The organism is Bacteroides sp. AR20, from assembly GCF_964250605.1.
Classification (GTDB): Bacteria; Bacteroidota; Bacteroidia; order Bacteroidales; family Bacteroidaceae; genus Bacteroides; species Bacteroides uniformis.
Window position 1 is genome coordinate 1 of record NZ_CAXUGK010000017.1, and the last position, 15,433, is coordinate 15,433.

10 protein-coding genes and 1 rRNA gene are annotated in these 15,433 nt (G+C 37.9%); 9 read left to right on the forward strand and 2 right to left on the reverse strand.

The window, feature by feature from the left end; translation table 11 throughout:
• The first annotated feature begins 471 nt into the window (after window positions 1-471).
• The 9 genes from mobV to ACESTD_RS10175 all read left to right on the forward strand — a co-directional run bounded on the left by mobV (window position 472) and on the right by ACESTD_RS10175 (window position 13,489).
• Window positions 472-1,881 carry a MobV family relaxase gene (gene mobV, locus ACESTD_RS10135; protein ID WP_373158856.1) on the forward strand — a complete coding sequence of 470 codons (1,410 nt, stop codon included), beginning with the start codon at window positions 472-474 and terminating at the stop codon, window positions 1,879-1,881.
• 140 nt (window positions 1,882-2,021) lie between these two features.
• The gene (locus tag ACESTD_RS10140; RefSeq protein WP_373158855.1) at window positions 2,022-2,471 is read left to right on the forward strand and encodes a hypothetical protein; all 450 of its coding nucleotides are present in this window, start codon (window positions 2,022-2,024) and stop codon (window positions 2,469-2,471) included.
• 5 nt (window positions 2,472-2,476) lie between these two features.
• Window positions 2,477-6,391: a DEAD/DEAH box helicase gene (locus ACESTD_RS10145; RefSeq protein ID WP_373158854.1), complete on the forward strand. Its 3,915-nt coding sequence runs from the start codon at window positions 2,477-2,479 to the stop codon at window positions 6,389-6,391.
• A 6-nt stretch (window positions 6,392-6,397) separates the two neighbouring features.
• Window positions 6,398-8,668 carry a hypothetical protein gene (locus ACESTD_RS10150; RefSeq protein WP_373158853.1) on the forward strand — a complete coding sequence of 757 codons (2,271 nt, stop codon included), beginning with the start codon at window positions 6,398-6,400 and terminating at the stop codon, window positions 8,666-8,668.
• Window positions 8,669-8,671: 3 nt separating this feature from the next.
• Window positions 8,672-9,307: a hypothetical protein gene (locus tag ACESTD_RS10155; RefSeq protein WP_373158852.1), complete on the forward strand. Its 636-nt coding sequence runs from the start codon at window positions 8,672-8,674 to the stop codon at window positions 9,305-9,307.
• An 8-nt stretch (window positions 9,308-9,315) separates the two neighbouring features.
• Entirely contained in the window at window positions 9,316-10,914 is a 1,599-nt protein-coding gene (locus tag ACESTD_RS10160) for an AAA family ATPase (RefSeq protein ID WP_373158851.1), read from the forward strand.
• A gap of 9 nt (window positions 10,915-10,923) precedes the next feature.
• Window positions 10,924-11,031 (forward strand): 5S ribosomal RNA (gene rrf, locus ACESTD_RS10165).
• A gap of 581 nt (window positions 11,032-11,612) precedes the next feature.
• Complete coding sequence (locus ACESTD_RS10170) at window positions 11,613-13,166, forward strand: RNA-binding domain-containing protein (protein ID WP_373158850.1); 1,554 nt, start codon at window positions 11,613-11,615, stop codon at window positions 13,164-13,166.
• 23 nt (window positions 13,167-13,189) lie between these two features.
• Window positions 13,190-13,489 (forward strand): helix-turn-helix domain-containing protein, encoded by a 300-nt coding sequence (locus ACESTD_RS10175; protein WP_196042837.1) that lies wholly within the window; start codon window positions 13,190-13,192, stop codon window positions 13,487-13,489.
• Window positions 13,490-14,183: 694 nt separating this feature from the next.
• On the opposite strand, the gene ACESTD_RS10180 is transcribed toward ACESTD_RS10175, so the two are convergent.
• Both ACESTD_RS10180 and ACESTD_RS10185 read right to left on the reverse strand, forming a co-directional pair.
• Window positions 14,184-14,315, reverse strand: coding sequence for a hypothetical protein (locus tag ACESTD_RS10180; protein ID WP_259328031.1), 132 nt, complete (start codon window positions 14,313-14,315; stop codon window positions 14,184-14,186).
• A gap of 41 nt (window positions 14,316-14,356) precedes the next feature.
• Window positions 14,357-15,379: a virulence RhuM family protein gene (locus ACESTD_RS10185; RefSeq protein ID WP_122294996.1), complete on the reverse strand. Its 1,023-nt coding sequence runs from the start codon at window positions 15,377-15,379 to the stop codon at window positions 14,357-14,359.
• Window positions 15,380-15,433: the final 54 nt, after the last annotated feature.

A 15,433-nucleotide genomic window follows, 5' to 3' on the forward strand; every position in this document is an offset into this window, starting at 1 on the left:
TTAATTAACTTTGCAAAACCTATCGGGTGGTACACGTTTCAAATGCTACCCGGGTCCCTTTTCAAGTGTTAGCTACACTATCTTCGATTACTATACTTTATTCAAGGTGCATATATATAGGAATAAAGATGAGTAAAGTTGCAACCGCATAAGAACCTGAATATTGGTGGGGAATCCATTGTGCGAAATCCAAATGGTGGTGAGTATCTGATATGTTGGATGTGGACAGCTTGCTGGTTAAGGAGGGATATTTTATAAAATTCCATAGCTTATTACGGCATTTTTTCTACGACCGCTGCCCAAGTGGCAGCTAAAAAAGCCGATAAGCGAAAGGGTAACCCTCTCGACACCCGTTTGACTACCTGTTCTATTCTTTTCCCTATCATCGTCGATGACGGTTTGCAAGGACGGAATTTTATAAAGCGACCATCGTAAAGTAAACAGTAAAACTAACATTAAAACGAAACTATCATGACCCAATATGCGGTATGCCACATCCAACGTGGCAATTCAAACGGCAGTGGATTAAGCACCCACATAGAGAGACAGACGAAAAGCGGAAAGCCGTTCATTCCTCAAAATGCAGATCCATCGAGGACACACCTCAATCGTGAACTGCTCTCATTCCCCGATGGAGTAAAAGACAGAAACGGTGCCATCAAGAACCGGCTTGCCAATGCTGGACTTAAACGTAAGATAGGCAAGAACCAAACAACCCACCTGTGTGCAATCTTATCCGGCAGCCATGACCGAATGATGAAGATACAGCAGGAGGGGCGATTGTCCGAATGGATTAATGCCAATATTCGCTGGTTAGAAGCTACATTCGGGAAGGAGAATTTGGTTTCCTGTGTGCTGCACATGGACGAGAAAACTCCCCATTTGCATGCTACGATTATTCCTATTGTAACCACAGAACGTAAGCGTCGGGAGAGGGAGGGGCAAAAGAAATACCGTACCGCAAAAGGAGGGCCACGGCTGAGTGCCGATGATGTGATGCATCGTTCCATGCTTACCAAATACCAGGACAGCTATGGCGAAGCCATGAAAGGCTTCGGGCTTGAACGTGGTGTAGTCGGTTCCATTGCAAAGCATGTTTCGAACTGTGACTACTACAAGCAGAAGATGGAAAGTATTCAGGAGAACATCGAGATGCTCATTCAAGAAACGGAAGCAAGACAAGTAAAATTAGCCAAGTTGAAAAAGGAGGAGGAAGCCGCTAAGGAGGGTAAGAATTTCATCCTTAGTCTATTCAATAAAGGTGACTTGGCAAAAGCAAGAACCGCCATTGTCGAACAGACCGCACAGATTGAATCATTACAAAAACGAGTCCAAGCATTGGAGATGGAGAAAAAGATATTGGTAGAGAAAGGTGAGAAAACCCGTTTCAATCTGGAGCAAACCTTGAAGAAGACAATCCGAGAATCGGATGCCTATAAAAAGGAGAACGAGAATCTGAAAGAGAAGAACAGGGAGCTTGACCGCAAGGCAAATCCCCATCGTTATAGGCTGTCTTCAGGGGCTACGCTCACTCACTTTTACATTTCTCCAAGACATGTACCATCGCCAAGCGTTCACATTTGGACACAGGTAAAAGATGAGATATTCGATGATGCCAAATATACGGAGTGGCGAAATCCGGCTATGCAGAAGTATTTGAATGATGAATTCACCGAATATGAACTTATCAATGCCATCTTTGAACCGTTTGAGCAGGTCAGCCAAATGCAAGCGCAGTTGCTTGATGCTTCCTTAGGACTGATGGCTGGTGGCCCTGCACAAACTCATGTTGGAATTGGTGGAGGTGGTTCATCGTCGGATATGCCGTGGGGAGAGAAGAAGCGTGATAGCAATATGGGGTCATCTAAACGAAAACGGTAACAATTGGTTTCAAACGAATAAGAAAACAATCTTTTTCACAAGAGAATTGCAGATTTTCGGAGTTTTCTTCGTGAATCTGCAATCCTTTTTATAATTTTGTGTCCAAATGTTGACAATTCAAATAGATTACAATAAATGCTATGGATAAATTTCTGAAAAGTATTCTTGCTGGCTGTAATAATCCTCCAAAAGGAGCAGTCGTGTTTGATTCTTCTGATCATATTCGTTTTCAAAACGGGCAAAACGTTTCTGGACACAATTATGGTTGTAATCGTAGACTTGTAATAGAAAAAAATATTCAAGGTGATGAGGGTTACACTGTAACTATGTATAATCTTGATGGTATTCATCCGTTATGGAAAAATAATGTCCAAATGGCTCCCAAGCGTATGAAAATTTTAAGCGTTAAAGGAGATATTGTGGAGTTCCGTGGTTTTGGATATGATGAAAATGCTTTAGCCATAGGAGCACCGTTACAAGATGCATCCTTCGAAAATTATGGCATCATTCTAATGATAGAGGATGCCGCTATTGTTCGAGCACAATTGAATATGTACGACAGAAACATTAGTATTGTATATCTAAAGTAATAAATATGGAACAATTTGAACGCTTCGCTCAACCAGAACTCTTTGTTGAAGAATCTGATATCGCTCCAATCATAATTAAGTATGCTGACTTCAACGAAGTTAGACATAATGAAAAAAATGACACTCTATTTAAAGATGCTATTAAGAACTACGAAGGCATACATAACTGTGTATTCGTTAATGATGGAATCTCGAAAGGTAAGAATGCTCGTGCTCAGTTTTTAATTATACTAGATGATATTGACCTATCAATTCGCGTCCAAATAGACGGTTCTTATCGTTCGTTCTTTGGTCCTACTTTATTATCAGAAAAACCTGTTATCCCAAGCGACGATAATGAATTTATCAGACGTCGATGTGATATCCGCATTGTTGACAACTACTCTGACGAAATAGATGTTGCAACAGAGATGCAATGGGGTAATCGTTTGTCTGAGTTGAAGACTTTCATACAATCAATAGCTTCACTAAAACGGCCATTAAAGGAGATACGAAAAGAAGAAGATCAAGCAATATGGTCTTCTTATGCTGAGGGCCTTGAGGCTTTAACAAAAGCCAAACAGGAACTTAGAAAGATTTCTAAAGTGGGAAAGATTCAGACTGAGAAAAATCGTCGGAAAGAAAACGTTAGTGTTATTAATCTTGAGATTGTCTCAACAACAAATGCTCAGGATCTTGAGAAAAGTATATATGAGGTGTTAGATGGGCATATTACAAAACCTCGTTTCGTTTCAAATAAGAATGGCAAGGAGTGTTCAATTATTTACGATGGCTTTCGCACTTTTGCAGAAGATGAATTGATGGAATTATCATCCATAGCAGAGCAGTCATGCTACCGAATGAAGAGCCTTCAGCCACTTCACATTTTAAAAGGAGCCTATTCGTTTAAATCAAGTGAGTCCGATAATGAAGTCATCACTTCTGAGTTTGATTCTCTTTTGAAGGATTATGATCCTGACTATCCCAAGAAAGTTGGAAGACGATACTCTTTCGCTTCTGATAGCGATATATCATATGCAAGAGATATTATTGAACGTCGTTTTGGGAATATACTCAAATGTACTTCAGATACTAATTTAACTATCTCATTTGTAGAAGATGGACTGGATGATCTGTCTCAAACTATCAAGAAGATTTATTCTAAAGCAAAAGTCATTGAGCATGAACAATTCATCATATTGCAAACCAAGCATCCTATTGATTGCGATAAACTAGAGTCGATGTCTCTTGCTTTTGATAGTTGTCGCGTTTGGCTCCGTGTTTCAAGTTTTGATTCAGCTGTACCTGTTATAAAAAATCTTGCACCTAAAGATGGGGCATACTTCGGTATTATCCATGATAAAACAAAAATAGAGGTTCAGCCAACAGGGTGGACATATTCTGTGTCAAAGGCATATGAAAAGAACGGTTTGAAGACTCGTTGTGCTATTTCTGATTACGAATATACTTTCAGAAAATCTGTAAGCAAAGATGTAATGAAGTCAATAGCAAGATTACTTGGAGGTGAATCAAACATAAGAATTAACACTGCTACTGGTCGTGCATTTTGCTCACCTATAGATGCAACCAATTATGAGGAAATTAGGGACAAGATTGCATTGAGTGTTCCTAATAATGTTCAGGTGCTTTATCCTGAATATATTCCGACTTTTACATTGTCTTTCCTTAATGAAGATCCAGAATACAAACAGGAGTCTTTTGTTGCAATTGAGAATAGTTTGCAGGACCTATCTTGCAAGTGGTCAATTGATGGAGACATGTTGATGTTTACATTAGTTCTTGACAATGAAAGTACTAGAGAACGGATAGTGGCTAAAATGCAAAAGATAGCATCTGATTATTCTCATGTTTTTGATTTGACATTTGAAAATAACAATGTTAATGGTATTACAACTATTGTTTTTAACGAAGATGCAGACTTAAGGACTGAATATGAGAAAGAACTTCAAGGTGATTTTGGTCGCCAAGAGGTAAAGTTAATATCTTCTGACTATGATGAGATTCAGTCAGGCCTGTTAGAGGCTATTTTGGAGGATGACAAAGCTGAGATTTCTTCACTCAGAAAGAAAGAGCGTGATATGCTTCAAAAGGCAGAGAAGATAGGGACTTGTACATTACGTACTAGAAATACAGTAAAAATAGAATTATGCCAATCTTTTATTGAAAAGTTGGAAACAGCGGAAATTTCAATACAAGAAAATGACTATATCCAGTTTCCATTGCTTGGTGAGGCGATAAATATAGCTAGACAGAAAGATGCAATAGATAGAATATTGAAGCCTGGAACAAAGAATAGATATGGAAAGATAATTCCAAGTGCAACTAATCCGAATCTATCTAATTTCCTATTTGACCCAAGGTATGCATCTGAAACTGTATCCGACATTGAAGTGGTAAAGGAACAAATCAAGGAGCGCCAAATTGAATCAAATATGAATGAAAAGCAACGTGAAGCTGTAGCAAAAGCCATAGAAGCACAAGACATTGCTTTCATTCAAGGTCCTCCTGGTACAGGTAAAACAACCGTTATTGCCGAAATTATTTGGCAAGAAGTTCTTCGTAACCCATCATGCAAAATCTTGCTTACTTCTCAGACAAACACTGCTGTAGATAATGCTCTTGAGCGTTTGCAAGGCAAAAGAGGTATTCGTCCAATTAGAATCCCCAAAATCAATGGAGAAGCAAGAATGGTTCGTGAAGGCAAGAGATATCTTTTATCTCAGATTCAGGAATGGAGTAAAAAACCGACCGAAGATAATACTGATAATGCTGTTAATATCTGGGTTAATACTATCTTAAATGAAATGGATTCTTCGGATAAGTATTCTCAAGTAATCAGAAGATGGAAACAGGACCTTACCGAAAATGATCAATTTGTGAGAAGAACTTTTACTGAATCATACTTGAGGAATGTTAACCTTGTAGCAGCCACATGTAGTATTTGTGGTTCAAGAAGTTTCGGTGAAATATATAATCAGATATTCGGTAGCTACGACATGAATTTTGATGTCGTCATAATGGATGAGGCCTCTAAAGCTACACCTCTTGAAATGGCAATTCCTATGGTTCTTGGGAAAAAGATTATTCTGATTGGAGACCACAAGCAACTTCCTCCTATGGTCGATGATGATGAGGTAAAGGAGGCTATAAGAAAAATTGGCAGAGGAGATCTTGTAGAAAAATTGGAGAATATTAAGGAATCCCAATTCAAACGTTTGTTTGAGGCCTCACAAAAAATGAGACAATCTCTCGTGTCTACTCTGGATACGCAGTACCGTATGCATAAGCAGATTATGAACTGTATTACACACTTCTATAAGGATGACATTGATGGAGGTTTAAAATGTGGTATTGAGGACTCTATGGATAGTGAGGATTGGTCCAATAGAGGTAGCCGATATCACGGACTTGAGAATTCTCCTTTCATAAACCCTAATGTTCATGCGATTTGGGTCGATGTTGACGGAAAAGAGGAAAAGAATGGTCATTCTCCTTACAACAGAGCAGAGCTAAAAGCTATTGAAAAGATTCTTAAAAATCTTCGTGCTTCTGATGGTTACAAGGAATATATGTCTCATTGTAATCGTCCTGAGGATGAAGAGATTGGAATTATCACTTTTTATGGAGCTCAAGTAAAAGAACTTCAGAAAATGCACAAAGAAGGAAAATTCGGTCCAGGCAAGTATAAAATAGACGTTGTTGATAGTTTCCAAGGTATGGAACGAAATATAGTTATCATATCTACTGTGCGAACAGATAAAATCGGATTCGCAAAAGCTATTGAACGAATTAACGTAGCATTCTCTCGTGCTAAGAGATTGTTGATTGTTGTCGGTGATAAGGATTTCTTTGCAAAAAATCCAGATTATAGGACATCAATTCAGGCAATGGAGGTAATAGGAATTAATCAGCTGAGTTAAGACATTATGGAAAAGAATGATAATATAAATGACACTGTGGTAATGAAAACCACTGTCGAACTTCGTATTGCAAAAGCAATAGCATCCGTAAAGCGCACTTCTGAGCGTGTCATAGGAATCACTAATATTGATTACACCTATGAACGCTTTACATACAATGGAACTACCGTTCGTCCTGAGCCTATTACTCCTTTAGAAAGAGCCGTTGTGGGTATTATAGACATCGATGGAGATGCGTCACTTGAAAAAGTCGGTAAGATTCTAGGGCTTGACATTTTGCATGATAACGCAGAAAAAGACATGTTGCTTGAAGCAATTAATAAAATGAAAGGTTATGGTATGTTGGAAGGCGATGAGTCATATTTTTCTCTTACAGAAAAAGGCAAAGTCTTTGCTAAAGAGGGCGAACGCCCTGTTACATACACTAAAGATTTTACCATTTCATATGACAACAAACATCCTGATTACATCTATCTTGATGCAGATTTTTCTTCTTCTAAGCTTGTATTTGAAACCGTCCCTATTTCGTCTACAACTGCTTTGAACGATATACATACCATTAAGGCTTTTGCTGAGATGCAAGCGCCTAGTGTTCAGAATGAGAAGAATAGATACATACTACAATCTGCAACTTTAAAAAGTGCAGAATCTATTGTAGCTAATATTTTTGTTGTAATACTTCAGTCAATTAGAGATGAAAACGAGTACCGTGTATTTGCATACGATGACACACAGGAATCAATTCTTCCCCATCTATCTGAACTTATACAAAACGAAAGAGAGTGGATTTCACACCTTCTTGAACAATGCATCAAAAAATCATTAACACTTTCGGAAGAAGATGGAGGTTGGACTGTTGTGCCTTACGAACAAGAAAAGAATGATGTACAGAAAGCTATAGAGGCTGAACTTGTTAAATGTGAGGATGAAGAAACAGAAGGAAAAGAAATTGAAGGAAATGATCTTGAAAGGCTTCATAAGAAAGCAATATATGATCTAGTTTCATTTGAGTTTGAATTAGATAAGATATTTAGAAAAGATAACCCAGATGAAGTATGGGTAATAAGTCCATTTGTGAGTTGGAGTTTTGTCAAAGTACGTGCTAAGCAGTTCGAACCATTATTAAAAGCGAACAAACGTATTTTTATTGCCTACTCAGAACCGTATGACAATAGACCAACTATCTCTCCTGAAGCAGAACAGGCTGTAATGAATGAGATAAGAAGATTGTCAAAAACATATCCGAACTTCTATTATGTTGAATTGCCAAAGTTTCATACCAAACAGGTGTTGGAAGTAAAAAATGGGCAATGTGTTTTATTCAATGGTAGTTTTAATGTTCTCTCATTTGATAATGTGAGTGCTGGTAGAAAAGTAAGTAGAGAGGAGATGGCTCTTGTACATCATCAGGTCGCAATATCAAAACATCAGGAGTATATCAAGACTTTTACAGATATCTATTCAAAACGGATTCTTGATGAGATAAATCAGAGCAAGAATCCTAAGGATGTTGCGGAAATTAAGAGTGACCGCATTGACTATCTTTATCAGATTTCCGAAAACAAAGATATCTTCGTTGATTTCTATACCGAATATGACGAGAAAACCCTTCAAGCTAAAAATACTGCGTGGTATGAGGAATGTGAAGAACTGATGGAAAGAATTAATCAATTCAATGCTAATGGTTTCGTTGACCAGAATGAGTTCAAGACAACGAGTGTATTATATCAGAAACTCATCAAGGGATCTGTTGCATTAACGATTAGTTCAACTACAATTTCTGAGTTAGAGAAAGCATATACAAACTTTGAAAAACTCCCTAAGAGTAAGAACAAAACTAAAGACGTATCAAATAAAAACAGTGTATCCTCATTAAACACGTTTGGCTCATTGTCGGATCAGGCTATGGCCATTATCAATGCGTCAAATTTTGAAAATGAAAGGAATGTTACATTATATGTATCTGCTCTCAATTTCTTGTATGCTAATAGAGCATTCAAAAATCCTACCGAAGGTATGAAGTATCTAAAAAAGATACTAAAGGATTCTATGGTTACATCTGTTTTTTCTGTTTTTGATTATACTCCAAATAAGAACGGAAAAATGTTAGATATAACTATCGGCATTGGTGGATATTCATTCCGTTTATTGGGTATTTGTCCCATTAATATGGAAACAAAACTCAGAACTATCAGAATACCTAAAGGTACAACTAGATTGGAGAATGTTAATTTAAAGAATTTGGGAAATACCTTCAAAACCCTCATAAACAAATAAAGTATGTCACGTTTTGAATCATCAAGATTTGCTCGCAATAGCAATGTCATGAATGCAGAAATCCTAAAGTCTGCATGTGACTCTTTGAAGTGGGAATACACTATCAATGGTAATATTCTAACAATATCTGACGTTAATCAAACTCAGAACATGTATGGTGAATATGTTTTACAACTGAACTTGACTACCAACCAAGTAAGCTACAACACATATTACACTCCGGATGCCAAAACTAAAGTCGAAGAACTGCAAAATGTATTTTACAGGCTTAATGCTGAATATGCTCGCAAATCTCTCATACAATCCTTCAAGAGAAAGGGATTTACATACCTATCAAACGATAAGTTCCATCCAACAGAAGAAGAAGTGTATTCTTTCTTTATGGTAGGAAGATCAAAAGACAAAACAGAGGACGAACCTGTTGCCCAAATAAAATTCACTATACTCAAGGACGGTACCATCATTACAGATTCCGAGTATCTACCTAATGATGTTAATGAGAAGGCTCATGATGCCATGGATGAACTTGAAACTCTTCTTGGCAATAAGCGAGTTATGACTAGGAAAGATGTCCCATCTAAATATTTGCATAAAATGAAGCCTCGTAGAGTAACAGTAGTAGAACAAAATCATAAATAGAATATTATATGGATGAAGTATTCAAGAAGATAGAAGCTTTACTAAAGGCTTTTTACCCTGTTCTATACCTTACAAGTTTCGAGTATGAAAGAACAAAACAGAAGGTTAGGACGGCGGTTGCAGATGTCTCAACACATAATCATATCTACGAATGGAATTGTGTAGAAGGTCTCAAACTTGTTGATAAGGACTCTCGCAAAGAAATTGAGAATATGGAAGAACCAGAGGAACTTTTGAAATATATCCTCTCCATCTCCGATCGTTCTTACAAAGATGTTTTTATTCTTGAGGACTTCAATAATTATATTGAAGAGACTAAAATAAAACATTTGATGCGTGTTATAGCAGACAAAGCAAGATTTACAAACACTCATGTCATAATTGTTTCTGCATCATACAAACTACCTACAGAACTTGAAAAATATGTGACGGTATTAAATATACCTCTGCCGAGCCGTTATGATCTTGACAAGACTCTTCAACAGGTTGAACGAGATACCAAAATTATTTTGTCATCTGAGCGAAGAAATCGTCTTATCGATGCGGCACTAGGTATGACTTCTATGGAGGCTGATTTAGCATTCTGCCTTGCTGCGGTTAAAGATAACTTAGGTAAGAATTCTCCATATATTGTATCTGCTGAGAAGGAACAAATCATTCGTAAGTCTGGTATTTTAGACTATTTCCCAAAGAACGAGAGTTTGAAAGATGTGGGAGGTATGGATGAACTTAAGGATTGGTTGCAAAAACGACAAATGGCATACGAGAAAAATGCACGAGATTGGGGATTACAAGAGCCTAAAGGTCTTCTGCTTTTAGGTGTTCCAGGTTGTGGAAAAAGTCTTACCGCTAAGAGTATTGCATCCTTTTGGAATATGCCTTTACTAAGATTAGACATAGGTAAAGTTTATCAAGGATTAGTTGGTAGTTCAGAGGACAATATTCGTAAGGCAATTATGACGGCTGAAGCAGTTGCGCCTTGTGTACTTTGGATTGATGAAATTGAGAAAGGGTTAAGCGGAGTTCAATCAAGTGGAGCTACTGATGGCGGTGTTACATCTCGCATATTTTCTACCATATTGACATGGATGCAAGAAAAAAACACGCCGGTATTTGTTGTTGCGACTGCAAATAATATAAATCTTTTACCTCCTGAGCTTCTTCGTAAGGGTAGATTTGATGAAATATTTTTTGTTGATTTACCAACAAAAGAGGAAAGAAAGAATATTTTTTCAATTCATCTGCTAAAGAAAGGACAAGATCCAAGCAACTTTGCATTGGAAAAATTAAGCGAAAAAGTTGATGGGTTCAATGGTGCTGAAATTGAGGAATGTATAAAGGAAGCGATGTTTGAGGCATATATTCAGAACCCCAAAACTCCAATTCTTCAAACCAAACATATTATTGACGCAATTGAGGCAACAGTCCCATTATCACAAACAATGAAAGAGCAAATTACTAATTTGAGAGAATGGGCTAAAACTAGAGCTAAAAATGCATCTAAAAAAATGAATGTTGACAATCAAAAACATATGCCGATTTTGTTAACTCGCCCTGAATTGGAATTAGAACGTTCTTTTGATATTAAACGTAAAGATAATGAATAGTAATATTGCGACGGTGGATACGGCATATAGAAATCACCTCTTTCCATTCCGAACAGAGAAGTTAAGGCTATATGCGCTGATGGTACTGCGAAAGCGGGAGAGTAGGTTCTGCCAATGGTCAAGTGGCTGAGACTCATGGAGACCCTGCAATTTGAGTGAGTTTCATGGAGAATAAATTTAATAACTTTATTACAATGAGAAAGAATAAAATCTTAATCGGTATGTAGGTTAGAGAGTTCTTTTCTAAAAGAATTCTCCCTACATTTGAAAAGATGATTGCAGACAAATCATCGAAAATTTGCATTTTATCATTAATATTAACGACATTGTCGATAATTCCGCATTGGGGATACATTGCATATGTATGCATTGCTCTGGATGCGTTCTGTCTCAATGATGCAAGGAAATAGCATTAGATAATGAAGTGGTAGTCTGCAGTAAGTGTATTGTCTATTAGCCTATCTGTTTGTAGCCTAATATTATCCCCTAAATTGGCGCTAATGATAGGAATAATGTCGATTATGTTAGACGTTCTTATGCTTGCTTATGCTATATTAGAGATGGATTGGTAGATGTGCAAATATAGTGGCGTAGATTCTTTGCCTAAGAAGGAAAACTGAACAACCCGTATGGTAGATTCGTCTGCCATACGTATTTGGGAAAGTTATAATTGAATAGCCATATAACATCTAAACAAGATGGCACTTGCAATAAATATAAACGATCTGCTAAATAAGCAGAAAATAGAATCAAACCGGATTGAGTTCAAGAAGGGTTGGAATCCAGCGAGCATATACCACAGCGTATGTGCGTTCGCTAACGATTTTGATGATCTTGGAGGTGGTTACATCGTGGTTGGTGTTGATACAGATGAAGCAACTGGAGTTGCAATTCGTCCTGTAGAAGGAATACCTACAGAAAAGATTGATGGGATTCTTCAGGATATGGTAGGCTACAATAACAAAATTTCTCCTTACTATATGCCTCGCACAAGCGTGGAGGAAGTTGATGGTAAGTCCGTACTTGTGATATGGTGTCCTGCTGGAATCAATAGACCATATTCTGTGCCAGAAAATGTGACAGCCAAAAGTATGACCAAGGAATATTTCTATGTCCGTAGTGGCACAAGCAGCATCATTGCTAAAGGTGAAGTCCTTGATGAATTACGTGAGTTGGCAAGCCGTGTACCATTTGATGAACGAGGGAATCCTGATATTCGTTTGGAAGACATCTCTACTTTGCTTCTTCGTGAATACCTAGTGAAGGTGGGAAGTAAACTTGCCAGTGACATCAATACAAAACCATTGCAGGAAATTCTAGAGCAGATGGATTTGTATGTCGGGCCAAAAGAGAACAGGATGCTTCGCAACGTGGCGGCAATGATGTTTTGTGAGAACCCAAGCAAGTTCTTCAAGCGTACTCAAGTCGAAATAGTATATTTCCCTGAAGGGCGGTTGAATAATCCAAGTAATCTGTATGAGGGAGCTGTTATCACTGGTTCCGTGCCTCAAATCATTGATCGCACGTTGGAATATCTTAAACGTATGCTGGTGATGCAAAGTATCATCAAACCCAATGATGACTATCGTAGTAGAAAATTCTACACTTATCCGTATCAGGCTTTAGAGGAAAGTGTGACTAACAGCCTTTATCACCGTGATTATCAGGAGTGGGAACCAGTGGTGATAACCGTAGAACCAGATGGTATAACCATCCAAAATGTGGGTGGCCCTGATAGAAGTATCTCGGCAGCTGATATTTCTCGTTGTGATATTCTTGTTTCACGACGTTACCGCAACCGTCGCTTGGGAGAATATCTTAAAGAGCTGGATATGACAGAGGGACGTAGCACTGGCATTCCAACCATACAAAATGTTTTGGAGAATAACGGTTCACCACGTGCGACAATCATAACTGATGAAGACCGCACGTTCTTCCGCATTACAATTCCTTGTCATGAAGCAGCTGGAAATATTATTGCTGATATTGCTCATAAAGATGGAACATTAAAGGCGTCAAAGCGTAGTGCACTGAAAAGTGCACCAGAAACTGCACTAGAAAGTGCACCAGAAACTGCACTGCAAATCATTGATGAAATTAGGAATAATCCAAATATTACACTATCTGAAATTGCAGGGAATCTTGGTGTATCTCGCCGTTGGATTGCAACTAATATCAAACATCTGCAAGATAAGGGAATCGTTAAAAGAGTTGGGCCAAATAAAGGTGGTCATTGGGAAATTATTGGTTAAACAAATATATAAAAGAAATAAAGATGTTGTTAGGTCAAAAGATAAAAGAACTTAGAGATACTCATGGAGTGTTGCAAAGACAATTGGCTTCATTACTTGAGATTGACACTCCGATGTTCTCAAAAATAGAGAGAGGAGACAGACGAGCAAAACGTACTCAGGTCATTCAGATAGCTAACTATTTCAAGATTGACGAGAAAGAACTTCTCATCCTTTGGGTGGCCGACAAAGTTTTGGATGCTATAAAGGGTGAAGATGAATTTAAGCAAGAAGCAATCAAAGTTGCTAATGCCAAAATTCAGTCGGATACAGACTCCATTTGAATTTTACTTTAATTTATCCGCATTATATATATGCGGATGATAAAGTAAAGTTATATGTTTAAAGGTAGGGAAAAAGAAACTATATATTAATCTTTCCCTACCTTCTGTTATATATTTGCTGGCCAAAAAAAATGTGATTTCTTTCTTTGCCTTGCCGAAATCATACTTTTGTGACACTCAAGTGACATTATTTTCTTTTCACTGCAAAAACACACTCTGCAAAAGTGTTGCAAACTTACAGATATAAAGAATAATACAATCATATTACTATTGTATATTATATTGTAGCCTAATACCCCAAGCGACCAAGCGGTCGTTTGAGAGTGCCAGATGTTTCAGCAAGCTGATTGGTGAAAAGAAGGCGTTTTTTGGACCTTTTATATTTTTGCCAGCCTCGATATGTCATTCTTGACAAAGACGAAATCAATACGCCAATTTGCGTCCGGGTTTACCCGTTATACAACATTTATTGAGTTAGGGTAACTCAATACCCCAAGCGATGAATCGCTCGTGAGAAGTTGCCAATACCAGGCAAGCAGGATATGGCTTTATTGCGATTATAGAATACCTTAACTCTCCACGCAATCATGTTTTGGTTGGGATATCCTCTGTTTGATAGCTGGCAGGGATAAGCGCATTTCAATAATGCTTTTACGAACTCTTTTATGAACCCTACTGGCTCTTTTATGAACTCTTATGTGAACTCTTTTCCTGCTTTTAGGTTGATATCCCGGAGTAATGTCGGCCACCATAAATGCAGATACTCGATAATGAACACAGAACTATTGTCCGAACACTTGCCAATCAGTCGAAACGAATCTGCCATATCTCTATGAATATTTTGCCAACCTCAGAATGGCACCGTAATCATTCCATATCTAATGAAGGAAGGCTATTATCCTCAAATCTATCAAAGTCTGATTGGAAAAGACGATCTTGAATGATCCTGTATTTCTCAAACTCGGATTCAGCAAACTCTTTGGCAAATTCGGCAGAAACTTTTCCGCTGTCTTGCAATATTGGGCTCTCAAATAAATTAATGAATTTGTCTATTCGCTTGGCCCAATCTTCCATTGTCATAGGGATATGACGCTTGGCCATACTTTCTGCCATATCAAGCGATGCATTGACTATTCTGCCCATTTCTTCCAATTCTTTTTCTCGCAAATAGTTCTTTGCTACAGACACATCTGTTTTGACAATTTTTCCATTCGGAGCGTTTTCCCAAGTGGTCAATCCCATGTGTTCTTTATTCGCATCGGCTCGTTCGACTATCAACTCCGCAGCAGTATGCCCATGCACAGCATAGTGCATTTTGTTCTGTACCTTTTTGAAGAAAAGACGAGTTGTCAGAGCATCTTTGTTATAGTCTATAGCCGTAGCATAAATATCGGTCAGTTTCTGATAAAAACGACGCTCACTCAGCCTTATCTCCCTTATTTCGGCAAGCAAATGCTCAAAGTAATCCACACCTAAGAAAGCCCCGTTCTCCATTCGCTTATGGTCAAGCACATATCCACGGATGGCAAACTGCCGGAGTACAAACGTACACCACTGGCGGAACTGAGTAGCGCGAACAGAATTGACTCTATATCCAACACTGATAATGGCATCAAGATTATAATAGGTCGTGTTATAGTTTTTCCCATCCGAAGCAGTTGTTTCCATTTTGGAAATAACTGAATTTTCAACCAACTCTCCACTCTCAAAGATGTTTTTAAGATGCTTGCTGATTGCAGGTACTCCCACATCAAAAAGCTGCGCCATAGCCTTTTGGGTTGCCCAAATGGTCTCACCTTTATACATCACCTGAATCCCATCCTCCTTGCCTTCAAGCATAAAGATGAGAAACTCAACTGTACTATTGCGTATTTCTATATTCTTTGCCATAATTTAATAGCTACTCTGTCTTACTCTAGATTTTCACTTTATCATCTTTAAAGT

Bases quoted from the DNA above. Each gene is read 5' to 3' on its own strand.
- ACESTD_RS10160 (WP_373158851.1), top strand. From the start codon at position 9,316: ATGGATGAAGTATTCAAGAAGATAGAAGCTTTACTAAAGGCTTTTTAC.
- ACESTD_RS10175 (WP_196042837.1), top strand. From the start codon at position 13,190: ATGTTGTTAGGTCAAAAGATAAAAGAACTTAGAGATACTCATGGAGTG.
- ACESTD_RS10145 (WP_373158854.1), top strand. From the start codon at position 2,477: ATGGAACAATTTGAACGCTTCGCTCAACCAGAACTCTTTGTTGAAGAA.
- ACESTD_RS10140 (WP_373158855.1), top strand. From the start codon at position 2,022: ATGGATAAATTTCTGAAAAGTATTCTTGCTGGCTGTAATAATCCTCCA.
- ACESTD_RS10150 (WP_373158853.1), top strand. From the start codon at position 6,398: ATGGAAAAGAATGATAATATAAATGACACTGTGGTAATGAAAACCACT.
- ACESTD_RS10155 (WP_373158852.1), top strand. From the start codon at position 8,672: ATGTCACGTTTTGAATCATCAAGATTTGCTCGCAATAGCAATGTCATG.
- mobV (WP_373158856.1), top strand. From the start codon at position 472: ATGACCCAATATGCGGTATGCCACATCCAACGTGGCAATTCAAACGGC.
- ACESTD_RS10185 (WP_122294996.1), bottom strand. From the start codon at position 15,379: ATGGCAAAGAATATAGAAATACGCAATAGTACAGTTGAGTTTCTCATC.
- ACESTD_RS10170 (WP_373158850.1), top strand. From the start codon at position 11,613: ATGGCACTTGCAATAAATATAAACGATCTGCTAAATAAGCAGAAAATA.
- ACESTD_RS10180 (WP_259328031.1), bottom strand. From the start codon at position 14,315: ATGGCAGATTCGTTTCGACTGATTGGCAAGTGTTCGGACAATAGTTCT.